This is a genomic window from Rhodococcus mengyinensis (genome assembly GCF_048381435.1).
GTDB classification, from domain to species: Bacteria; Actinomycetota; Actinomycetes; order Mycobacteriales; family Mycobacteriaceae; genus Rhodococcus_F; species Rhodococcus_F opacus_D.
Genome location: NZ_JBLWIT010000138.1, coordinates 78,742 through 100,676 on the forward strand (window position 1 = coordinate 78,742; position 21,935 = coordinate 100,676).

Genomic DNA, 21,935 nt, shown 5'->3' on the forward strand with positions numbered 1-21,935 from the left:
GTGCTTCCACCTGGAAGCACCTCCCTTCTTTCCGGCTCACCGCGGTGGGGTATCCGAGTGCCGCCTGAGCCAATCGACCACCCCCGGCATGGTCTTCTTCCGCGCGGCTGACCCCATCAGGGCGCCCGCGTGGCCACCGGGGATACGCAGGATCTCCACGTCATCGGACCCAACCAGCTCGGCGAGTGGTTCCGAGTTCGCGGGCGGCACGAACTCGTCCTTCTCCGCGATGATCATCAACAGCGGAATGGTGATCGAATGCAGGTCCACGGGCCGGCCCGCCAACTCCGCTCCCCCGTTGACCAATCGATTCCCTCGGACGTAATCCTCCACCATCTCTACAAAAGATGGTGCGGCCATCGATCGATGGTCCCACGCCCAGTGGTTGATGGCGCGGTGCGCGTCGGCGTAGCCGTCCCGCCACAGGTTCTCCCACAACGTGACGTACTGGACGATGTCCGAGGTCGGCTGCAACAGCCGGAACATGCCCCGGACGGCATCCTCCGGGACGAGGCCCGTCATCTCGTCCACCACATGGCGGGTCTCCAGCCGGCCGTCCTTGAAGCCGGTGAGAAACCCGGGGGCATGGTCGTAGTCGCAGGGCGGAGCGAACAGAACCGCGTTCCGTACCGGCACGTTGCTCCGGCTGCCGAGCAGCAGAGTCAGCATGAGCGAGCCCATGCAGTAGGCCGCCACCGACACCTCGCCTGCGCCGCCGATCCTGCGCACCGCATCGACAGCAGGCACGAAGTAGCCGTCCATATACGTTCCGAGGTCGTGCTCCCCTTCAGCCGCCTCCGGCCGTCCCCAATCGAACAGGAACACGTCGAAGCCCTCCGCGACCAGTTTCTCCGCCCATGAGTTTCCCGGAAACAGGTCGAAGATCGCCGAGTCACCAACCAACCCCAGGAACATCAGTACCGGTGGCCCATGCCGCACGTCGTCATTGTGGTAGCGCCACAGCTTCGCCTTCCCGAACGACCACACTTCGTCCTTCGGCGTGTTACCCACCTGAGGGGGCGGGCGCCGCGCGATCAGCTCGATGCCCCGCCGGGCACGCAACTGCGTGCGCTCGACCTCACGGACCAGTCCGCGTGCGATATCCACCACCGGGCCGATCGGACTCATTCTGAATCCGTCGACTCTCGCTCGGTGACGGCCTGTTCACGACGCATGGCCAGCAGTTCACGTTGCACCTTGATGAGATCCCTGCGCAGAACGCGCACCTCGGCATGGGACGGGATCCCGACCAGGTGCAGACCGAAGCCCACCACCGCCTCGACGGGGGCAATCACCGCCTTCTTCACGCGTCCCACCTTGAGGGAGAACACTTGGAAGTCCGCGGAGCTGGTCGCGTTCTCCAGCGGGGCGCCGATCCGACGCTCGACACCGTCGAATGCCTTCCGCCACAGAGGCGACTCAGCGGCCATGCCCGCCACGCTCCTTCTCGAGCGGGTACCGCCAACGGACCAGCGCGTTGGTGTACTGGTACGGATATGCGCTCCACGGTGCGGACCGCACCATCCCGGCCATCTGTTCGGGAGTCACGACCTGCGCCCCCGTCCACGCGGAACTCTCATCGTGGTGGTCTGCACCGAAGAACTCGGCGATGGCGTTGCCGGCTCCTGAGGCATCGTCATGGAGCATGTAGTGTCCCCAGCCCTCGAAGATGCGCAGCCGCGCGTTCGGCAGGTAGCCCGCCAGGATCGCACCGTTCGCCATCGGGATGATCCGATCACCGGATCCACTCAGGACCAGCGTCGGGTGGGCGACGGTAGGCAGCCACGGGAGGCTGTTGAACCTCGACATCGCCATCATTTGCAGCGTGTACCCGCGCATTGTCGGCGCCGCGCCGTGGTGCCAATCGGCCATCAGCTCCTTGAGTGCGATGCTGTTCTTCTCCTCCGGGGCAAGGTTCACCAGCTTCATCGTCGCCCGGTACGCGACCTTCGAGTGGTGCCGCGCGGGGGTCATCACAGCCATCAGCGCCAACATCGACCCCGGTACCGCTCCGGCTCCACACGTCGTGCTGACCAGCGCCAGGCGTCGCACCCGCTCCGGCGCCTGGCGGGCGAGCTGTTGCGCGACCGCGCCGCCGAGTGAATAGCCGAGCACGTCCGCGGATTCGTGACCGAGCGCGTCGAGCACCTCGGACGCGACATCGGCGATGTACGAGAGGCTGTACGGCAGATAGGGCGCCTGCGAGCGTCCCACACCCGGCGCATCGAAGGTGATCACCTGGAAGTCCTCGAGGTGTGGCAATAGCGGCCCCCACATCGCGACGTTCGCCCCCAATCCGTTGATCAGTAGCAACGGCGGTCCCTCGCCGTGGACGCGGACGCGGACCTGCCGGCCGTATATATCCAGGTACTGCTCGTTCACGGTCATCGTCCCCCACTCATCCGGCCACCTCGTCTATGCCCCACAACCGATTCCGCGCCTGATTCACATCCACCCGATGGGTGAGCAGCATCAAGTCCCGGTTCTCACCGTCGCTGTCCCGAACGAAATCGACGAGCAGCGCCTCCGGCTCGAACCCGATGTCCTGGAACATGGCGACCAACGCATCCTGTGCCGCGATCACCTCGACGTACACGTGGCTGCAGCCGAGCTTGACCGCCTCCAGCAGCGCCGCACGGGCCAGCGCCCGCCCGACGCCGCGGCCCCGATACGCCGCACCCACCACGACGCGGATCTCGGCGACGTGCGACGACCAACCCTCCCCCGCGAACGCACCCGCCAATCCGGCGATCTCACCGGCACCGTCGAGCGCGGCCAGCCGCACTGCCGCCGTCTCCCGTTGGTAGTCAGCGAAAACCTTCACGGGATCAGACAGGTCCTCCTTGAGGAAACGTCGTCCCTCACCCGCCAAGGCCATCGCGAACCGCGTGAACGCGTCGAGGTCCCCCGGTTGCAGCGGCCGCACGACCGCTTCGGCCCGATCGTCAAGCTCTGACGGTGTCATGTTTCGTCACACCATTTCCCGGTTCGTCAAATATCACTCTTTTCACAGCTTGTCTCGCATGACTCAGCGGCCGCCAAACGAAACAGTCCCGCCCGTCCGACTCGGACGGGCGGGATTGCAACACCTCAGCGCCATACCGAATTCGCGCTCATCGCGCACCGAAGTCAGTCCTCTTCGGAGCCGAGCACTTCCTGCGCGACGGCCATCGCGGCCATGGCCTTCGGCCAACCCGCGTAGAACGCGAGGTGGGTGATCACCTCGACCAGCTCGATGCGTGTCGCCCCGTTGTCCCGCGCCCGCACCAGGTGATAGCGGAGTTGCTCCACGTTGCCGCCCGTCACCAGGCACGCAACGGTGATCATGCTGCGCTCCTTCGCGCTGATCTCCGCGCGCTCCCACACTTGGCCGAATAGAACGTCGTCGGTAAAACCGATCAGCCCCGGGGCGAACTGCCCCAGCGGATGACGATCACCGCTGGGGCGGTTGTCATTCTGCGACATCTGACTCCTCATCCAACCGTTCGCGACACTCGCCGCAGGTCTCACAATCGTTCCGGGCCACCACTGCGGGAATCACCCGCGCAGCAACGCCCGGTTCATCAATCGTTTCGGTGCGCCGGCATCATCGTCGTGACCACCGTCGTCGGGCGGTCACTCCGGTTCTGCCACGCATGGCGTGTACCGCGCTGAACCATCGTGTCACCGGCGCGCAGTACCGTCTCCCCTTCTTCCATGACCGCCCAGATCTCGCCGTCGATCACGGTCATCACGTCGATGGTCTCGGTGGTGTGCATTCCCGGCACGGCGCCGCCCTCCGCATTTCCGGGGCCGTAAATGTCCGCCATCGCCGCCGCGTACGCTGCAGCGGCCTCGGCCGAGATCGAGCTATCGGGCGGAAAGACCGTCGTCCGCACCACGACACCGGTGGCGGGTGGGGCCAACACCACTTCGTTTTCCAGCGTCGACTCGGAGTTCACCGAAATCGGCAACTCGTCCTCACGCCACAACTCCATCACCAGGGTCCCAGTCGGCCGACGTGTCCAGGGACTCGCCGGCCCGTCGGACGAAACAACCGACTTTCCCTCGTCATTCACGCCGGTCACCACAACCCGGGCCAACGCCGGCTCACCGCTACTCGTCATGCTGATACTCCTTCCATTCTGTGAACTGGGGGCGGGTGAGATCGGAGCAGTAGCCCCATCTCACGGGGCCGCGGTCAGGCCCGAGCTTCGCCGTACTCGGCGTCGGTGACCTCGGATTCCCAATTCGTGGCACCCAGGGTGACCGATGTGTGCAGCATGAAGCGATCGTCGGCGGCACCGTGCCAGTGACGAACGCCGGGCGGAGTCCACACCATGTCGCCGGCGCGAACGGTGACAATTCCGTTCTCGTCGGACACATGCCCTTCGCCGGCCATGACGATGAGCAGCTGGCCGCCGACATGCGAGTGCCAGTAGGTCCGCGAACACGGCGCGAAAAAGTTGTTGCCAATCGCCACCCCGTCGGTCGGCGCCATCACCATGTCGCGCCAGGCCTCACCGGTGAAGGTCCCCTGCGCCAGGGCGGACGGCTCGCTGTTTGCTCCCCTGATAACTGTCAACATGGAATCGAAACTACTTTCTCTGTATATGCGTTGTTATCGTTTGACATTTTACACATTGCTCGAACGTGCGTGCATGTATTCCGTCCGTTCGGGTCACCCACCGCGTAGGGTTCTACCGAGGCGAGTCGCGGCCGTGAGAACCATGTCCTTCGCAGTTTCGATGAGCGCAAGATGGTGGGCGAACCCGTGCATCTGGTCGTCGGCCACGAGGAGCGTCACCGGCACCTCGGCTTGCCGCAGCAGTCGTGCGTATTCGATCCCCTCATCCCGGAGCACGTCGTACTCCGCGACGCACAGCACCGTCGGGGGCAGGCCCGCCAGAGAACCCTGGAGTGGAAACAGGTAGGGATCCTCGCGCACCCACTGCGACGGTAAGTACGCATCCCAGATCCACTTCATGAACGACCGATCGACGGTGAACCCGGGACCACGTTCGCCGTAGGAGGGCGTCCCCGGGTCCCAGTAGTCGAGCACGGGATACAGCAGGAAGTGCGCCGCGAGCTGGCGCGCGCCCCGCTCTCGGATCCGTTTCGCCAGTGCGGTCGCGATGGTCCCGCCGGCGCTGTCGCCGCCGAGAGCGAATGCGCCCGGCTCAACATCGAATTCGTCACTATTGGTCACCAGCCACTCGAACACGACATCGCCATCGTCGATCGCAGCCGGATATGTGTGCTCGGGGCTCCTCCGGTAGTCCACCGAGAAGACGCTGCACTGCGCGACCTCGGCGATAGTCCGGCACAGTTCGTCATGCGTATCGAGGTCGTTGAAGACCCAGCCGCCCCCGTGGAAGAAGACGAGCGCAGGGTTCCGGTGGCCGGGCGGCCGATAGGCACGCACTCGGATACCCCGATCCCCGGCGGGAACGATGAAGTCCGCGACGCGCAGCGACGACGGCTCGGCCTGCCTGATGAGTGCCGAGCGCATGCGAACACGAGCAGCCTCGAGTGGAATCTCGTAGGACGGGGGCAACTGGGTGGCGGCCACCCGCATTTTCTCCGCCGCTGGGTGCAGCGCCTTCGGGCGCAGTTCGTCCATGCTCACTCGGCCCTCGGATTGATCGCTACCCATCCCGGGAGGGCCGCACGATGTCAACCACGGGGATACCACTCGGCCATGAGCTGACTCTGATCCGCATCGCCGCCGAACCGCTCGATCGCCGTCTCCGTCATCTCTTCCACGAGATGTCCGATCGGCGTCGCGTGGTTCATGCTCGCGGCGAGTTCGTTTGCCAGGTGAACATCTTTCCGCATGAGATCGAGGGTGAACCCCTGCAGCTTGTAATCGGGCTCGCTCAGCAGAGTCGGGAACGTGTACTCGGTCGTGTAGTTCCGCCCGGTCGAGCTGTTCAGCACCGCGACGACCGTGGACTGCTCGATACCGCACGCCTGCCCGAGCCGGATGGCCTCCAGCGCGGCGAACCGATTGCAACTGTTCAGAAGATTGTTGACCAGCTTCATCGCGTGACCGGCACCGACCGGCCCCACGTGATGGACGTCCGGCGTCACCGCCTCGAGCACCTCGACAACCTCTGCGAACACGTCGTCGTCGCCACCCACCATCAGGGTCGCCGTACCCTCGCGGGCCCGCCGGACACCGCCCCCGATCGGCGAATCGAGGAACTTCACTCCACGTTCGCCGAGGGCCGCAACGACCTGGTAATCCGCCGTGGGGGTTCCGGTGGTGATATCGACGACGACGGTGCCGACGGCGAGGTCCTTCGCGATCCCCTCGTCCCCAAAGAGCAACTGATCGACATGCGTCGGAGCGGGGAGGCACAGGAACACGACCCGACACGTCCGGGCGATCTCGGCCGCGTCGGTGAAGGTGGCGCCGGCGGCGACCAGTTCGTCCGCAGCCACACGGTTGCGATCGTTGACGTACAGATCGAAGGGCTCGACCAGGCGGCTCGCAATCGCGGAGCCCATCGCCCCGATCCCGATGAATCCAATCTTCTCACTCATAGCATTGACTCCTTAACTGTCCAATAATCCAGCTGGCCCGGCGAAGCCAGCGACTCAGTCCACAGTGATGGACGCGCCGAGGTGCCAATCAACGAAGGCCTGGAGGCCGTCTTCGATCCGGGTGCCCAGGATCGGACCGAGGTCTGCGAGCATCAAGTCCCGGGACACCTGCTGATACCGCACCAGTTCGGGCTGCCAATCGATCGTTGCCGCGTCGCCCCCGACGAGTTCGACGAGAATGCGAAACAGCTCAGTGGTGTTGATCGGCTCACCGACCACGTTGATCGCCTTCGCCCCGGAGTCGACGTCGATCGCGGCAAGAAGCGCCGCGGCCGCATCATCGACATACACCAGATCGTGAAGCGCGTCGGGCGCCCACCGCACCACCGGGGCCCGGCCCGCGCGCACGGCGTCGATGGCATCCATCATCATCCCGCCGATCGAGTTGTCCCGGTTTACTCCGGGACCGTAGATGGTGCCGAGCCGCAGGGAGATGAACTCCGCCCCTCCGGTGTTCGCATGCGCCTCGAGATATGCCTCGACGGCCAGCTTGCTGGCTCCGTACATACCGATGCCGCTCCCCTCGGCGACCTCGTTCTCGCGATGCCGGTACGTCCGGCGCTTCGCGAAGTTCCCGTAGACACTGTGCGACGAGCCGTAGACGATGCGCCGCACCCCATGGCGCTTTGCCGAATCCATCAGGCCGTAGGCGGCCGCCACGTTCACCTCGAATGCGGCCCAGGGATCGTCGAGCCCTGCCACCGCGCGAATAGCCGCTAGATGAACGATGCTTCCCGACCTGGCCACCAGAGCATCAACCGCCTCTCGATCCCGGAGGTCGATGTCGCATCGCTCCACGTCGGACAGTTCACCGAAGGTCTTGGATCGGTCGGTCCAGTGCGAATCCGCGGCCAACACGCGATAGCGGCCCGATGTACTCAGCTGCTCGACCAGCCTCGATCCGACGAATCCGGAAGCACCGGTCACCAGCACGACTTCTTTCGATCCCGTCACGCCAACCTCTTTCGATTGTTCCAACTCACCCGCCCACACCCCCGAGCCGACGAAAAGGATCGAAGACGCAGTGACATTCGACACACGATTTCAGCAGATATTTTACCAGCTGTCAACTATCTGACTTATGATATTCTGTGCACAGAGTCCTTGGCTAGCAGAAGCCCGACCGTGAGATCGACGCGCACGAGCGATCGGCCGTGGCTTACCGCCACAATGCCCATCAGGACGAGGAGGACGCCCCCCTCACCCGACGTTCCCACCCAAAGGAGATAGAGCAATGCTCATGGAACACCGACACGGGAAGTTGTTCGTCGATGGTCGATGGATTGCAGCGCGCGGCGAGCGCATCCCCGTCGTCTCCCCGGTCAGCGAAGAACTCCTCGCCGACGTGGCGTCGGCATCGCCTGCCGACGTCGATCTCGCTGTAGCCGCGGCCCGCGTGGCCTTCGACACCGGCCCGTGGCCCCGCAAGTCGCTCGACGAGCGCATCGCCGTCGTACGGCGGCTTCGCGGATTGTTGATTGACCATGCCGAACAGATCGCGGAACTGATCACCACCGAGATGGGGTGCCCGATCACCCAATCCCGCACCATCCAGGCAGCGAACCCCGTGCGGGTGATCGATGCGTATCTCGACTTCATTGATGAGTACCCGTTCCGCACCGTCCGGTCGGGACCACTCGGAAACGCATTGGTGACAAGAGAACCCGTCGGGGTGGTCGGGGCCGTCGTCCCCTGGAACGTGCCGATGGGTATCAGCATGCAGAAGATCGTGCCGGCGATCCTCGCAGGATGCACATTCGTGCTGAAGCCGGCACCGCAGACGACGCTGGACGCGTACCTGCTGGCTGAGCTCATCGAACGGGCGGGGTTCCCCGCAGGTGTGATCAACGTCGTGCCCGCCGAACGCGAGGCATCGGAGCACCTGGTCGCGCATCGCGGGGTGGACAAGGTCACCTTCACCGGTTCAACGGACGCAGGTCGCAGAATCGCATCGCTGTGCGGCGCGAATATTCGTCGTGTGACGCTCGAGCTCGGCGGCAAGTCGGCCGCCGTGATTCTGGACGATGCCGACATGAACGCGACTGCCGAACTGCTCCGTATGGGTTCCTTCAGGAACAACGGTCAAGTCTGTACTTTGAAGACTCGCATCCTCGTCTCCGAGAAGCGGGAGAGTGAACTTCTGGATTCGCTCGCGGCGATGATCGACACGATGGCAGTCGGCGACCCGCACCACGATGCGACCGAGATCGGTCCGCTGTTCAGTGAGCGCCATCGCACCACGGTCGAGAAGTACATCCGAATCGGTCAGGAGGAGGGGGGCCGAATCATCAAGGGCGGCAACCGCCCCGCCGGCCTCGAACACGGATGGTATGTGGAACCAACGATCATTGCCGGAGTATCCAGAGGCGCAACCGTCGCACAGGAGGAGATCTTCGGGCCGGTGGTGTCCGTGATGACCTACCGCGACGAAGAGGACGCGATCGCCATCGCGAACGACTCGCAGTACGGCCTCAACGGTGCCGTCTTCTCTTCGGATCTCGAACGCGGACTACAGGTCGCCAGCCGGTTGCGCACCGGCGTGGTCGAACTGAACGGCAGTCCGATCGGACTGCAGTCGCCGTTCGGTGGATTCAAGATGAGTGGAATCGGCCGAGAGAACGGGATCGAAGGATTGGAGGCGTACACCGAGCTGCGGTCGATCGGCCTGCCGGCGGAGTTCGCGCAATCCCTGGCCTGACCGCCACGGACCGACGACTACAAACGTGGAGGCCCGGAACCGAGAACTGGTTCCGGGCCTCCGACGTTACGGATGAGCTACTCACCACGCATATGCTGCCGGAGCCTCACCGCCGGGCCCCGGGAAGATCTTGTCCAACTCCGCCATCGTCTCCGCGGACAACGACACGTCCAACGCACGAGCGCTCTGGTCGAACTGTTCGACGGTCCGCGGCCCCGCAATGATCGTGGAGACGACGGGATTCGCCAGCAGCCAGGCGGTCGCGACGTCGGAGGGACGCTCACCGATCTGCCGGCAGAGTGCTTCATAGGCCTCCAGTTGGGGACGGATCCGTTCAATCCGGGCCTGCATTTCGGGGCGGCTGCGGCGACCGCTGCTGGCGTTGTCGAGCACCCCTCCGAGGAGGCCACGCCCCAATGAACTCCATGGAATCAGCCCGATCCCGTAGTTGCGCAACGCCGGAATCAACTCGAGCTCGATTGTCCGCTCGGTCAAGTTGTACAGACTCTGCTCCGAAACCAGACCGAGAAAGTGGCGGGAATTCGCGATGCATTGCGCGGTCGCGATATCCCATCCCGCGAAATTGCTGCTACCGACGTAGCTGATCTTTCCCTCCCGGACCAACTGCTCGAATGCCTGCCACACCTCTTCCCACGGCGTGGTTCGGTCGACGTGGTGCATCTGATAGACGTCGATGTGGTCGGTCTGCAACCGGCGGAGGCTCGCCTCACACGCCCTACGGATGTGATAAGCCGAAAGCCCGCGATCGTTCGGACCGGTATCCATCGGCTGGTAGACCTTGGAAGTCAGGACGATCCTGTCCCGTCGGGAGGGGTCCTGTGCCAGCCACTTGCCGATGATTTCCTCGGAAGTGCCGAATCCCTTCTCCATGTCGGGAGTCTGCGGACCACCGTAGACATCCGCCGTGTCGACGAAGTTGATGCCCAACTCTACTGCGTGATTGAGAATCTCGAAGCTTCCCGCCTCGTCCGTGACGAATCCAAAGTTCATCGCTCCCAGACCGATTCGACTCACCTTGAGCCCAGAACGCCCCAGCCTGTTGTATTCCATTTCCCTCTCCTTAAGTCTCATTCCGGAGCCGCCCGAACCCCGATCACGATGATCCACGCACCATTCTCAGACCTGCATGATGTCGTTCCCGCCGCCCGGCCAGCCCCGTTGCGCGCACCGCTCTAATTCGCCAAGCTGTATTGCTCCATCACGTTGAGCACCAGCCTGCGCACCTCGGGCCGGGCGATGAGGGCGATATTCGCGGCCAGACTCTCCTTCAGCGCGGCGTCCAGCTCGACCGTCGCCGCGGCACGCGCGATCCGCTTCGCGTTCGCATACGTCGCCACCGGCCCGTGCGTCATCTCGCGGGCCACCTCGGCCGCCCGGCGTGCGAGGTCCTCGGTGTCGCACACCTCGCTCACCATGCCGGCCGCCAGTGCCTGCGCGGCATCGATGAACTCGCCCGTCGCAATCATCCGGGATGCCTTCTCCAGACCGATCAGCTTCGGAAGCAGGTACGCTCCGCCGGCCACCGGCACCATGCCGAGGTTGACATAGCTCTCGGCGAACCTCGCTTGGGACGCGGCCAGGCGCACGTCACAGGAGAGTCCGAAGTCCAGCCCGCCGGCAGTCGCGTGGCCGTTGTATGCGGCGATCACCGGAACCGGGGTGTTCCACAGCAACCGCACCGTGCGCTGCACGGCCGGCATCCAGGTGACGGCGAGGTAGTCCATCAACCCGTCGGCACCGTCGGCGGAGTACACCGCGTACATGTCCTTGACGTCGGCGCCGGCGCAGAACACCTTGCCGGTGCCAGTAAGCACCACCGCACCGATGCCGTCGGTCTCGGCGAGGTCGGCGACCGCATCGCCCATGCGGGTCACCACGTCGGGGGTGACCGAGTTGCCCCGGTCGGGCCGGTTCAGTCGTACCGTGCCCACACCGTCCACGGAATCGATGACGATGTCATCGGTGGACTCGATCACTGCGTCAGCCACGTTCCTTCACCACTTTCGTTACGTTGCGCGGCACCACGGTAGGGTCCTCGACCCACGACCGCACCAGCCGCTTGATGTCACCGCGCGCGATCTTCGCCGCCTTCGAGGCGCGCGGGATCGGATCGGTCGAGATGTACACGTGACCCGGGCGTTTGAACCCCGCCAGGTTCTCGCGCAGCACCGCGGCCAGCTCCCCGCTCACGTCGGCCCACAGTGCGTCGATGTGCACGTACGCCGCCGGGGTCTCGCCCCATTTCGGGTCCGGCACGCCAACCACCACCGCCTCGCGGACCATCGGATGCAGTTCGAGTGCCCGCTCGATCTCCACCGGCTGGATGTTCGTGCCACCCGTGATGATGGTCTCGCTCGCACGACCGACGATGAAGATCCGGCCGTGCTCATCGAAGTGCCCGAGGTCGGAGGTCCGCCACCAGCCGTCCGGCAGGGTCCGATCGGCATGCTCCACCTCGCCGCCCAGCAGGGTCGGTGCCACGCTCGCGGTGCGGATCACCAGCTCGCCGTCGACCCCCGGCTCCGGCCGGTCCTGGACGGCACCGTTGGCGTACACGGAGAACTCGACGCCCGGCACCGGCCGGCCGATCGAGGACCACAGCGATCGGTCGCGCATCTCGGCACGGGTGAGCAGCGTGGTCGACGCCGGGGCCTCCGTCTGCCCCCAGCAGTTGATCATCGCATCGGTGTACTCGGTGAGCACCTCGAGCGCAGGCAGCGCGGCGGGCTCACCGGCGAGCATCAGGCAGCCCAGCGACGAGGTGCGAAGCCGTTCGAGGCCCGTGATCTCGGAAAGCCGCCGCAACATCGTGGGAACCGCGAACATCCAGGTGATGCCGCGATCGACGATCACGTCGAGCATCTGCTCAGGATCGAACCTGGTCATCACAACGTTGGTGCCGCCGCACAGCAGCGTCGGCAACACACTCCAACCGCCGGCGTATACCAGCGGCGCCACCTGCAGGGTGCGCGGCGATGCGCTGGGCGCACTGGTGCTCATCACCCAGGTGTTGCCGAGGATCGCCGCGCGGGCCCCGCGATGCGTGATCGGGATGCCCTTGGGCTTTCCTGTCGAGCCCGAGCTGAAGCGGATGTGATAGAGGTCGTCGGGCCCGGTGGCCGCCTGCACCGGCCCGGATGCCCCAACTGCGACCAGCTGGTCGAAGGAGGTCCAACCGTCTCGTGCGCCGATGACCACCTTGTGCACCGCGGAGCCTGCGAGCACGCCGTCGAGCACCTCGGCCGAGGACGGATCCGCAACGACCAGCCCGACGTCGGCGAGGTCCACGCACCGCCGCAGCTCGTTCGGGGCGAAACGATTGTTCAGCGGCACCTTGACCAGGCCCGCCTTGAGCAGGGCGAACTCCAGGACTACATACTCGATGTGGTTCTCGGAGACCCATGCCACCCGCCCGCCGGGCCGCAGGCCGAGACCGATGAAGGCGTTCGCGAGCCGGTTGGAGGCGGCGACTAGCTGCTCGATCGTGAGCGACCGCTTACCGGTCGCCTCCTCCACCGCGATCTCGTGGCCGGGTCGTCGCTGGACCTGGCTCATCAACTGCACTACGGTCTGAGCGACGGCCGACGATTGTGCGCTCATATTCAGTTCTGCCCGAATCCGATTGGCATGGTGGCCACCGACAGGCCACCGTCGACCACGATGGTCTGGCCGTTGATCGCAACGCTCTCCGGTGAGCACAGGAAGGCCATCACGTCGGCCACCTCTGACGGGGTCGCGTAGGCGCCCGAGGGGGTCTGGGTCAGCCAGTTCTTCGCGTAGTCGTCCCAGGAATCGCCGGCGTACAGCCGGAACGAATCGGTATCGATCGGGCCGGGGCACACTCCCACCGCGGTCACGCCGTCACCGGCGAGCTCCACGGCCAGGTTCCGGACAATGGACTCCATGCCCGCCTTGGCCGCGCCGAGCAGGCCGTGCAGCGGCAGAGCCCGGAAGCTGTCCCAGCCGCTCACCGCGAGCACCCGGCCCCCGTTCCGCATGTGCGGCAGCGAGATACGGACCAGATCCAGGAATCCCTGGATGGTGATGCCCATGGTCTTCTCGATGTGGTGCGCGCGGATGTCCATCAACGGTTTGAACGCGCTGGCTGCGGCGTTGGCCACTACCACGTCCAGGCGGCCGAACCGCTCGACGGCGGCGTCCACCAACTGCTGTACCGATTCGGTGTCGGAGATGTCGGCCTTGAGCGCCAACGCGGTGCCGCCGACCGCCTCGATCTCGGCGACGGTCTTCTGCGCCGACTCGTCGTCGCGACGGTAGTTGACCACGACGTTCGCGCCCTTCGCACCCAGCTTCAGGGCGAGCTGCTGGCCCATTCCGCGGGATCCGCCGGTGATCAGGACGGTCTTGCCTCGCATGTCCATGGATGCCTCTCGGTGTTGTTGTGACGAGCGCGGGTGATGCGCTTGATCGAAGGTATGGGCCGGCTCTACGAGCCCATGGTCAACCCACCGCCGACGCACAGCGTCTGGCCGGTGATGTAGCTGGCGCCGTCGCCGGCGAGGTAGGCGATCGCGTCCGCGATCTCGGACGGCTCGCCCAGGCGGCGCATCGGAACGCCCCGCAGGATGCTGTTCAGCACGGTGTCGCCGTCGCCCTGGGCATCGTCGCCGCCGGCGATGCCCTGCTCCACCAGCAGCGGCGTCGAAGTGATGCCGGGCGCAACGGCGTTGACCCGGATGCCGTAGCGGGCCCACTCGCGGGCCAGCGACTTCACCAGGCCGATCACCGCGGCCTTGGCCGCGGAGTACACCGCCTCCCCGGAGGTGCCGACGGTACCGGCCTCGGACGAGGTCAGCACGATGCTGCCGCCGCGCTCTCGCATGGCCCGCGCCGCGGCGGCCGAGAGGTAGATCGCCGACATCAGATTGACGTCGATGATCCGCTGCCAGTACTCGGGCGTCTCGTCGAGGAACTTGGTGATCGCGGTCCAACCGACGGTCGAGATCACGGTGTCGAGATGCCCGACCCGCGCCACCGCCGCGGCGACCAGCCGGTCGCAGTCCTCGTGCCGGGTGGCATTCCAGGACTCGCCCAGGTCAACGATGTTCTCGTGCTCGGCGGAAAGCGCCGCCACCGCATCGGCATTCAGATCCGCGGCGACCACGCACACACCCGAGCCCGCCAACTCCAGCGCGGTGGCACGTCCGATGCCGGAACCGGCGCCGACCACCAAAGCAGTGCGGGTCTCGTTGTTCTCTGCCATGAAAATGTCTCTCCTCGTCATATGGGCGGCTACGGGTTGCGGCGCGCCGGTCTCACACCCGCGGACGGTGCGCATACTGCCAAATATTAAACAAGTCTAATGTCTAACAATTGCTCAACGGAGCTCGTCGTGCGCCCAGCTCAGGGCCTCCACCACCGGCACCAGGCCAAGGCTGGTGCCCAGCATCAGGATCACCGCCTGCTCGATCGCCTCGACGGGCACGCCCGCGTCCCGCGCGCGGTTGCAGTGCACGCGGAAGCCGCCCTCGTTGCGGGTCACGGCGAAACCGACCAACAGGCTGAGCTCACGCTGCCCGGGTTCCAGCGGCCCGTGGGCGTCCTGGGCCACGCGCAGCGCGCGGAACGCGTCCGCGGCGGCAGAGGAAGTCTCCCGCAGCCGATCCAGGTTGGAGATGAAGCTCTCATGCTTGCTCAGGGGGTATTCGGGTTTCATTGGTGTTCTCGTCCCTTACCTTCAGTTGCTGGTGTCGCCTGCGGCGAGCCGCGCCAGGGCCGGCACGTGGTAGCCCTCCGCGTATTCCGCGCCGGCCTGTCGGATGGAGGCCTCGGGGGCACGGGCGTACAGCCGACGACGGCTCACGAACGAGCCGGACTGGCGGTGCACTCGCACCGCCGCCTCGACCGCTGCGACCAGGGAGACGGTGCCGTCCAGCAGCGGGGCACCGTCGACCTCGCGGATGTTCACCGCGTTCAGGAACGCGGTCAACCGCCCGCCGGCGGGAATCACCACTTCGGCACCCTTGTCCAACGAGGCGCGGGCGGCGGCGGTGAACGAGTCGATCGCCTTCTGCCGGCCGTCCGGATCGGAGAAGCAGGCATCCAGCTCATGCGGCGTCAGACCCATGCACTCGATGCTCGCCAGCCGCTCACGCAGACCGTACTTGGCCACGTTCTCCTCGAACCGGCCGCCGAAGTAGGGGTTCACGCCGACCAGGGAGAACTGGCTGCCCATCATGCAGGAGGTGAGCATCGAGGTCTCCCCCAGCCCGAGGACCGGGATGTCGACCATGGACCGCGCCTCGCGCAGCGCTGGGTCGAGGATGTTGCCGATCGCAATCGCGTCGAAGCCATCCTGTTGGGCCTCGATCGCGGAGTCCATGATGGACACCCAGTCGAGGACCTCGAAGAACCGGAAGCTATCGATCCGCCCCACCCTGGTGCCGCGCAGCTCGACCTGGGTGCCTGGCGATTTCACCTGGTCGATGTACGACCTCAGGTAGGGGAAGTAGTTCGGCGAGTACTCCTCGCGGGACATGCTCAGGTAGAGAATCTTCATCTGTTTCATCCCACTCGTTCGAAGATTGCGGCGAGGCCCTGACCTCCACCGATGCACATGGTTTCCAGCCCGTACCGCGCACCGCGGCGGTCCATCTCGCGGAGCAGGTTCGCCAGGATCCGGCCCCCGGTCGCGCCGATCGGGTGGCCGAGGGAGATGCCCGAGCCGTTCACGTTGACCCGGTCCAGGTCCGCGTCGGTCAGCCTCCAACCCCGAAAACAGCCGAGAACCTGCGCGGCGAAGGCCTCGTTCAGCTCGATCAGGTCCATGTCCGACCAAGACAGCGAGGCCCGCGCCAGCGCGCGCTCTGCCGCCGGCACCGGACCGATCCCCATACGGTTCGGCTCCACACCCGCGAGTGACCAGCTGACGAGGCGGGCGAACGGCTTCAAGCCCAGCTGCTCGGCCTTAGCCCGCGTCGTTACGATCGCCACGGCGGCGGCGTCGTTCTGCCCGCTCGAGTTGCCGGCGGTCACCGTCGCCCCCGGGAGCGTGGCGGCCATCATCGGCTCGAGCCGCGCCAGCGACTCGACGGTGGTGTCCGGGCGGGGGTGCTCGTCCCGCGTCACCACCAGCGGATCACCCTTGCGCTGCGGCACCGAGACCGGAATCGTCTCATCATCGAACAACCCCGCCGCCATGGCGGCACCCGCCCGTTGCTGCGATCGCGCAGCCCAGGCGTCCTGCTGCTCGCGCGTAATGCCGTACTCGCGTCCGACGTTCTCCGCGGTCTCGATCATCCCGCCCTCGACCGGATACCGCGAGCCGCCCGAGTTCCGGCGCGGGGCCGCGAGGCGGTCCAGCAGCTTCGGCTGCCCACCGGCGTTCCAGCGACCGTTCGGGATGTAGTACTCGGCCTGACTCATGCTCTCGGCCCCTCCCGCCAGGACCAGGTCCGAACCACCGGTGGCGACCTGCATGCAGGCGTACAGCACGGCCTGCAGACCCGAACCGCAGCGGCGGTCGATCTGCAGCCCCGGCACCGTGACATCGAGGCCGGCGTCCAGCGCCGCGATCCGTCCGATGGCCGCGGCCTCACCGTTGGCGTAGCCCTGACCGAAGATGACGTCGTCGACATCCGCACCGGCCAGGCCGGTGCGCTCGGCCAGCCCGGAGATCACCGTCGAGGCCAGGGTGGTGACCGGCACGTCCTTGAAGATCCCCCCGTACCGACCGACGGGAGTGCGGACCGGTTCGCAGATGACTGCTTCTACCGTAGTGTTCGTCATCGCCTAGACGCTCGACTCTCCGCCGTCGACGGCGATGGTCTGGCCGGTGAGGAAGTCCGGCGCGTTCAGTGCCAGGTAGGTGACGACGTTCGCCAGTTCCTCCGGTGTACCCATCCGGTATGCGGGGATTCCACGCAGCACCTTCTTGTACGCCGCCTCGTCCGCCCGCATCTCCGCGTTGATATCCGTGGCGATGTAGCCAGGCGCCACCGCATTCATCTGGGCACCGAAGCGGGCCCACTCGGCCGCGACCGAGCGGGTGAAGTTGATGACCGCTCCCTTCGACGCGCAGTACGCCGAGAAGCCGGGGCGGCCGACCAGGCCGAACACCGAGGCGATGTTGATCGCGCGACCGGCACCCGCATCCCGGAACCGTCGCCCGGCCTCACGGCTGCTGAGGAAAAGGCCACGGACGTTGGTGTTGAAGATCCGATCCCATTCCGCCTCGTCCAGGTCGACCATGTTGGTCTGGGTGGCGATTCCGGCGTTGTTGACCAGCACGTCGAGCTTCCCGAAGGCCTTCTCGGTGTCATCGAAGAGGCCCGCGATGGACTCGGGATCCATGACATCGGTGGGACGGACCAGCGCGGTCCCCCCATCTGCCTCGATCGCGTCCCGCACACTCTCGAGCGCGGACACGGTGCGGCCCGACAGGACGACCTTCGCACCTTCCTTGGCGAGCGAGCGCGCGACGCACTCCCCGATGCCGCGCCCGGCCCCTGTGACGACTACCACTGCATTAGACATGTATGTAATATGTCTGACAGCTAGCTTTCAGTCAAGCTGTCATCACAGACTTATCCAGTCACGCTGTCATCACAGACTTATCGCAGAGGAGTTCGATCGACATCATGAGACGTCTCGTGCGCACCGAGGGCCTGACCGCCGAGCAGGACGAGATCCTGGCCGTTGTCCGGCAATTCGTGGACAAGAAGATCATCCCGGTCGCCACCGAACTCGAACACGCCGACGAGTACCCGACGGAGATCGTCGAGGGCCTCAAGGAGCTCGGCATCTTCGGCCTGATGATTCCCGAGGAGTATGGCGGTCTCGGGGAGTCGCTGCTCACCTACGCCCTGGTGGTCGAGGAGATCGCCCGCGGCTGGATGAGCGTGTCCGGCGTGATCAACACACACTTCATCGTGGCCCACATGCTCAACCAGCACGGCACGGAGGAGCAGAAGCTCGAGTACCTGCCGCGCATGGCCACCGGCGAGGTGCGCGGCGCCTTCTCGATGTCGGAGCCCGGGCTCGGCTCGGACGTCTCGGCCATCACCACCAAGGCCACCAGGACCGCCGACGGCTACGAGATCACCGGCCAGAAGATGTGGCTGACCAACGGCGGATCCTCCACCCTGGTGGCAGTGCTCTGCAAGACCGACGAGGGCTCCGAGTCGGTCTACAAGAACATGACCACCTTCCTTGTGGAAAAGGAGTCCGGCTTCGGCGAGACGGCCCAGGGGGTCACCATCCCCGGCAAGATCGACAAGATGGGCTACAAGGGCATCGACACCACGGAGATGATCCTCGACAACCACCGGATCTCCGCCGACCAGGTCCTCGGGGGCACCCCCGGCAACGGCTTCTACCAGATGATGGACGGCGTCGAGGTCGGGCGCGTCAACGTGGGCGCCCGGGCCGTCGGCATCGCGAATCGCGCATTCGAGCTCGGCATCCGGTACGCGCAGCAGCGCGAGACGTTCGGAAAGCCGATCGCGCAGCATCAGGCGATCCTGTTCCGGATCGCGGAGATGGCCACCAAAGTGGAGACCGCGCACTCCATGGTGGTCCGTGCCGCCCGGCTCAAGGACGCCGGCGAGCGCATGGACGTCGAGGCGGGAATGGCGAAGATGATCGCCAGCGAGTACTGCAACGAGGTCGTTCAGGACTCGTTCCGCATCCACGGCGGCTACGGCTACTCCAAGGAGTACGAGATCGAGCGACTGTACCGCGAAGCGGCGTTCATGCTGATCGGCGAGGGCACCTCGGACATCCAGAAGATGATCATCGGCCGATCCCTGCTCAAGGACTATCGAATCTAGACCGACGTACGGCGCGCAGAAACGACAGAAAACAGGAAGCCGGCTTGATTCATCAAGCCGGCTTCACTGGTCGCTTCTACCAGGCGTAGCCCTCGGGCGCTGTCCGATACCCCGGGAATATCGTATCGAGACGTGATGACGGCATCGAGACTCAATTCAAGCGCCGCCGCAGCGTCGTCGAGATCGTGTTCGGTACGCGGCCCCACGAAGGGTGCCCGTGATCCCGGGCGCACCAGCATCCACGCGAGAGCCATCCGCGCCGGCGGGACCCCTACACAACAGTTTCATACTCCTTCAGCTTCCTCCGGCACCCGCGAGCTGCTCCTACGTGAATCGGGCCCCTGGACTTCGCAGCCGATTACACCCCGATGCAGCGGGCCCATGCCACAATTCCGATGAGCACGCTGCGTCGATGCCGGAGCGCGATCTGGCCAATGCGGTGGCCAGGTGTGTTTTGCCGACGCCCACGCGCCGAGGACCAGCCTGCAGTGGCCGGCGTCGGCGAAGCGCAACGAGACCAGATCCGACAACGCCCGTCGTAGTGCAGGTCGTCGAGTGCGTTTCAGGTGTCGATCCGCATGTTCGAATTCAACCCGGCCTTCGCCGAACGTATTAGTGCCGAACGCGATTCGCGGCGTGACACTTCGTCGGCCCAAACAGTTCCAGGAAGGCGAGGTGGCTGAGCTGGTGCTGTCGGGCCAGCGCCAGTCGCTGCGGCAGGATGTCCTTCGGTGAGCGGAGTTTGAGGGCTTTGAGATCGCGATCCATTTAATTTCTTTCCACATTCGATCATCGAGCACCCCTCGACGGGTTTGATACCAGTGCTCCGGCCGCCATCGTGACGACCGGAGCCCGCCGTCCATGTTCGACGGCGGGCTCCTGGTCGTCACCTGCGAGGTTGTCGCTTCGTATCCGTTATGTGGCGGCTAATCGACGGTGCCGGCGCCGCTCGTACTCGTCACGCGGCACCTCCGGTGCATCCTTCCGACCCAGGTCGTCCATATGCACCCGGTAGGTCTCCCGCGTGAAGTAGGCGGCGATGGCTGCGACTACGCCGATACCGAAAACGACCGACCCGACGATCACCGGCACATTCGCGCCGGGGGGAGCGATGACGGCGAACACGGTCGGCATGATCGCTGTGGCCATGCCTGCGAGGTTTTGCGGGATTGCGAATCCGGTGACACGGGACCGGGTCGGGAACTGTTCCTGGAAGGAGCTCGGGAAGACTCCTTGGAACCCCTGAAAGGCCACACCGTATGCGAGGAGTCCGAACACGAACATAAGAACGACGTTATGAACACTGATGAAGTACAGATAGCCGAAACACAGGGCCGTAGAGCTGAGCATGCCGAAGATCAGACACGGCCGCCTGCCGATCTTGTCAGACAGGGCACCGGCCGCTGGGACGAGCAGCGCGGCCACCGCATTGCCAATCAGCGAGAGCCAGAGGAGGTTCGCCGGAGTGAACCCATTGCCATAAGCCTTGTTCGTCGCGAAGGTTGCGCCGAACACCAACATAACTACGGGAATGATGGTAAGCAGCATCATGATGAACACGCGCACCATGTCGGCGCCGTTGCTGCGAACGGCCTCCACAATAGGTGAGGGCGGCGTGTTGTCACCATCCCGCTCCTCGAGGAATGCCGGCGTCTCATTCACCCTGCGTCGAATAATAAGACCAATGAGGACCACGACCGCACTCAGCAGGAACGGGATCCGCCAACCCCATGAGTGGAAGGCTTCATCCGGAAGCCACGTGGCCATCGGCAAGAATGCCGCCGCCGCGAGAATCTGGCCGACCGCGACGCCCTGCATCGTGAAGCTCGTGTAGTAGCCGCGCCTTCCGAATGGCGCGTGCTCCATGATCATCGCGCTCGCCCCGGAGATCTCCCCACCGACGGCGAAGCCTTGAACCAAGCGCAAGACGACCAAGAGGGCCGGAGCCCAGACGCCGATGGAATGGTAGGACGGAATCAGCCCGACACAGAACGTTGCAACTCCGATGATGAGCATGCAGAGAACGAGGACATTCTTCCGTCCATGCTTATCGCCCCAGTGACCGAGAACGAATCCACCTATCGGCCGCGCCACATAGCCGACGCCGTATGTGGCGAAGGACGCAACGATCGCAACCGTCGGATCCGCCCCCGGGAAGAAGAGCGTGGGAAACACCAGCGCGGCGGCTTGTGCGTAGATAAAGAAGTCGTAGTACTCGAGCACCGAGCCGACCCACCCGCTCGCGGCGGCCTTCTTCGGCGTCTTCGCATGCCCTGCCGGTTCGCCTGAGCCGAGCGGCTCAACGATCTCATCACTCAATGGACTCTCTCCTAGCAACGGCAACTCCGAGGCATGACGCTCGAAATCGACTGTGAGCTCTACCACTGTCAAGTTAGACCATCGTTGACACTGATGCAATAGTCAGCCGATTAACTGTCTGACTTATAGGGAGGACTTCTATCTGACAGTAACGATCGGCGATCTCCACGATTCAGCCGAAGCGCCAAGGGCACTGCGGGCCGGGCGCGCTCGCAGTCCGGCCACCGGGGATTCGTTCTGCGCACCCGTCGCGGCGGTTACGCCGTGCGAATCAACCAGGGCGTCTGGCTCACTGTCCGCGCGAGCGTGACATCGGGCACCCGGCCTTCCAGCACCCCGGCCAGCCACGGCATCGGTTCGAGGGCAACATCCACTACGCGGATTGTTCGGACCGAGCACGGTGGGGCATCGGCAGGCGAGGCACTCCGCGTAGATTCCGGATGATCGGGCGACGCAGCCAGCCGAGCAGGGTCGGCTGCATGAGGACATGACCCGATCGAAATCGACCCGCACGTCCC

The 21,935-nt window shown here is 65.1% G+C and carries 23 protein-coding genes; 2 read left to right on the plus strand and 21 right to left on the minus strand.

Annotated elements, in window-relative coordinates:
* Nucleotides 1–36 precede the first annotated feature (36 nt).
* The 10 genes from ACNJ7E_RS34855 to ACNJ7E_RS34900 all read right to left on the minus strand — a co-directional run bounded on the left by ACNJ7E_RS34855 (nt 37) and on the right by ACNJ7E_RS34900 (nt 7,542).
* On the minus strand, nt 37–1,128 hold the full coding sequence (locus tag ACNJ7E_RS34855; protein WP_418342035.1) for an alpha/beta fold hydrolase: 1,092 nt from the start codon (nt 1,126–1,128) through the stop codon (nt 37–39).
* Nucleotides 1,125–1,430, minus strand: coding sequence for a hypothetical protein (locus ACNJ7E_RS34860; protein ID WP_182624936.1), 306 nt, complete (start codon nt 1,428–1,430; stop codon nt 1,125–1,127). The genes ACNJ7E_RS34855 and ACNJ7E_RS34860 overlap by 4 nt, the downstream gene beginning before the upstream one ends.
* On the minus strand, nt 1,420–2,388 hold the full coding sequence (locus ACNJ7E_RS34865) for an alpha/beta fold hydrolase (protein WP_418342036.1): 969 nt from the start codon (nt 2,386–2,388) through the stop codon (nt 1,420–1,422). The genes ACNJ7E_RS34860 and ACNJ7E_RS34865 overlap by 11 nt, the downstream gene beginning before the upstream one ends.
* A 10-nt stretch (nt 2,389–2,398) precedes the next feature.
* Nucleotides 2,399–2,965, minus strand: coding sequence for a GNAT family N-acetyltransferase (locus ACNJ7E_RS34870; RefSeq protein WP_418342037.1), 567 nt, complete (start codon nt 2,963–2,965; stop codon nt 2,399–2,401).
* Between the two features lie 164 nt (nt 2,966–3,129).
* Nucleotides 3,130–3,465 (minus strand): carboxymuconolactone decarboxylase family protein, encoded by a 336-nt coding sequence (locus tag ACNJ7E_RS34875; RefSeq protein WP_418342038.1) that lies wholly within the window; start codon nt 3,463–3,465, stop codon nt 3,130–3,132.
* A gap of 98 nt (nt 3,466–3,563) precedes the next feature.
* The gene (locus tag ACNJ7E_RS34880; protein WP_005242262.1) at nt 3,564–4,106 is read right to left on the minus strand and encodes a cupin domain-containing protein; all 543 of its coding nucleotides are present in this window, start codon (nt 4,104–4,106) and stop codon (nt 3,564–3,566) included.
* Nucleotides 4,107–4,180: 74 nt separating this feature from the next.
* The gene (locus ACNJ7E_RS34885) at nt 4,181–4,567 is read right to left on the minus strand and encodes a cupin domain-containing protein (RefSeq protein WP_005242263.1); all 387 of its coding nucleotides are present in this window, start codon (nt 4,565–4,567) and stop codon (nt 4,181–4,183) included.
* A 93-nt stretch (nt 4,568–4,660) separates the two neighbouring features.
* Nucleotides 4,661–5,635: an alpha/beta hydrolase gene (locus ACNJ7E_RS34890; RefSeq protein ID WP_418342039.1), complete on the minus strand. Its 975-nt coding sequence runs from the start codon at nt 5,633–5,635 to the stop codon at nt 4,661–4,663.
* A gap of 20 nt (nt 5,636–5,655) precedes the next feature.
* Entirely contained in the window at nt 5,656–6,528 is an 873-nt protein-coding gene (locus ACNJ7E_RS34895; protein ID WP_283335342.1) for an NAD(P)-dependent oxidoreductase, read from the minus strand.
* Between the two features lie 54 nt (nt 6,529–6,582).
* Nucleotides 6,583–7,542 (minus strand): NAD-dependent epimerase/dehydratase family protein, encoded by a 960-nt coding sequence (locus ACNJ7E_RS34900; RefSeq protein ID WP_418342040.1) that lies wholly within the window; start codon nt 7,540–7,542, stop codon nt 6,583–6,585.
* Between the two features lie 280 nt (nt 7,543–7,822).
* On the opposite strand from ACNJ7E_RS34900, the gene ACNJ7E_RS34905 reads away from it, so the two are divergent.
* Nucleotides 7,823–9,286, plus strand: a complete 1,464-nt coding sequence (locus ACNJ7E_RS34905) for an aldehyde dehydrogenase (protein WP_418342041.1) — start codon at nt 7,823–7,825, stop codon at nt 9,284–9,286.
* Between the two features lie 81 nt (nt 9,287–9,367).
* Here ACNJ7E_RS34905 and ACNJ7E_RS34910 read toward each other — a convergent pair whose 3' ends face one another.
* The 9 genes from ACNJ7E_RS34910 to ACNJ7E_RS34950 all read right to left on the minus strand — a co-directional run bounded on the left by ACNJ7E_RS34910 (nt 9,368) and on the right by ACNJ7E_RS34950 (nt 17,803).
* A complete protein-coding gene (locus ACNJ7E_RS34910) occupies nt 9,368–10,357 on the minus strand; it encodes an aldo/keto reductase (RefSeq protein WP_182624944.1) in 990 nt (329 codons plus the stop codon).
* Between the two features lie 122 nt (nt 10,358–10,479).
* Nucleotides 10,480–11,295, minus strand: coding sequence for an enoyl-CoA hydratase/isomerase family protein (locus ACNJ7E_RS34915; protein ID WP_418342042.1), 816 nt, complete (start codon nt 11,293–11,295; stop codon nt 10,480–10,482).
* Nucleotides 11,288–12,907, minus strand: coding sequence for a class I adenylate-forming enzyme family protein (locus ACNJ7E_RS34920; RefSeq protein ID WP_418342043.1), 1,620 nt, complete (start codon nt 12,905–12,907; stop codon nt 11,288–11,290). The genes ACNJ7E_RS34915 and ACNJ7E_RS34920 overlap by 8 nt, the downstream gene beginning before the upstream one ends.
* Before the next feature lie 2 nt (nt 12,908–12,909).
* The gene (locus tag ACNJ7E_RS34925) at nt 12,910–13,683 is read right to left on the minus strand and encodes an SDR family oxidoreductase (protein ID WP_143767456.1); all 774 of its coding nucleotides are present in this window, start codon (nt 13,681–13,683) and stop codon (nt 12,910–12,912) included.
* A gap of 71 nt (nt 13,684–13,754) precedes the next feature.
* Complete coding sequence (locus tag ACNJ7E_RS34930) at nt 13,755–14,531, minus strand: SDR family NAD(P)-dependent oxidoreductase (RefSeq protein ID WP_418342044.1); 777 nt, start codon at nt 14,529–14,531, stop codon at nt 13,755–13,757.
* Nucleotides 14,532–14,645: 114 nt separating this feature from the next.
* On the minus strand, nt 14,646–14,984 hold the full coding sequence (locus ACNJ7E_RS34935) for a carboxymuconolactone decarboxylase family protein (protein WP_005242288.1): 339 nt from the start codon (nt 14,982–14,984) through the stop codon (nt 14,646–14,648).
* Between the two features lie 21 nt (nt 14,985–15,005).
* Complete coding sequence (locus ACNJ7E_RS34940) at nt 15,006–15,827, minus strand: aspartate/glutamate racemase family protein (protein WP_005242290.1); 822 nt, start codon at nt 15,825–15,827, stop codon at nt 15,006–15,008.
* A 5-nt stretch (nt 15,828–15,832) separates the two neighbouring features.
* Nucleotides 15,833–17,056 (minus strand): acetyl-CoA C-acetyltransferase, encoded by a 1,224-nt coding sequence (locus ACNJ7E_RS34945; protein WP_418342045.1) that lies wholly within the window; start codon nt 17,054–17,056, stop codon nt 15,833–15,835.
* 3 nt (nt 17,057–17,059) lie between these two features.
* The gene (locus tag ACNJ7E_RS34950) at nt 17,060–17,803 is read right to left on the minus strand and encodes an SDR family NAD(P)-dependent oxidoreductase (RefSeq protein WP_418342046.1); all 744 of its coding nucleotides are present in this window, start codon (nt 17,801–17,803) and stop codon (nt 17,060–17,062) included.
* Nucleotides 17,804–17,907: 104 nt separating this feature from the next.
* Here ACNJ7E_RS34950 and ACNJ7E_RS34955 point away from each other — a divergent pair, with 104 nt between their 5' ends.
* A complete protein-coding gene (locus ACNJ7E_RS34955; RefSeq protein WP_005242296.1) occupies nt 17,908–19,098 on the plus strand; it encodes an acyl-CoA dehydrogenase family protein in 1,191 nt (396 codons plus the stop codon).
* Nucleotides 19,099–19,710: 612 nt separating this feature from the next.
* Here ACNJ7E_RS34955 and ACNJ7E_RS34960 read toward each other — a convergent pair.
* Both ACNJ7E_RS34960 and ACNJ7E_RS34965 read right to left on the minus strand, forming a co-directional pair.
* Nucleotides 19,711–19,866, minus strand: a complete 156-nt coding sequence (locus tag ACNJ7E_RS34960) for a hypothetical protein (RefSeq protein ID WP_418342047.1) — start codon at nt 19,864–19,866, stop codon at nt 19,711–19,713.
* A gap of 147 nt (nt 19,867–20,013) precedes the next feature.
* Nucleotides 20,014–21,417: an MFS transporter gene (locus tag ACNJ7E_RS34965; RefSeq protein WP_418342048.1), complete on the minus strand. Its 1,404-nt coding sequence runs from the start codon at nt 21,415–21,417 to the stop codon at nt 20,014–20,016.
* Nucleotides 21,418–21,935: the final 518 nt, after the last annotated feature.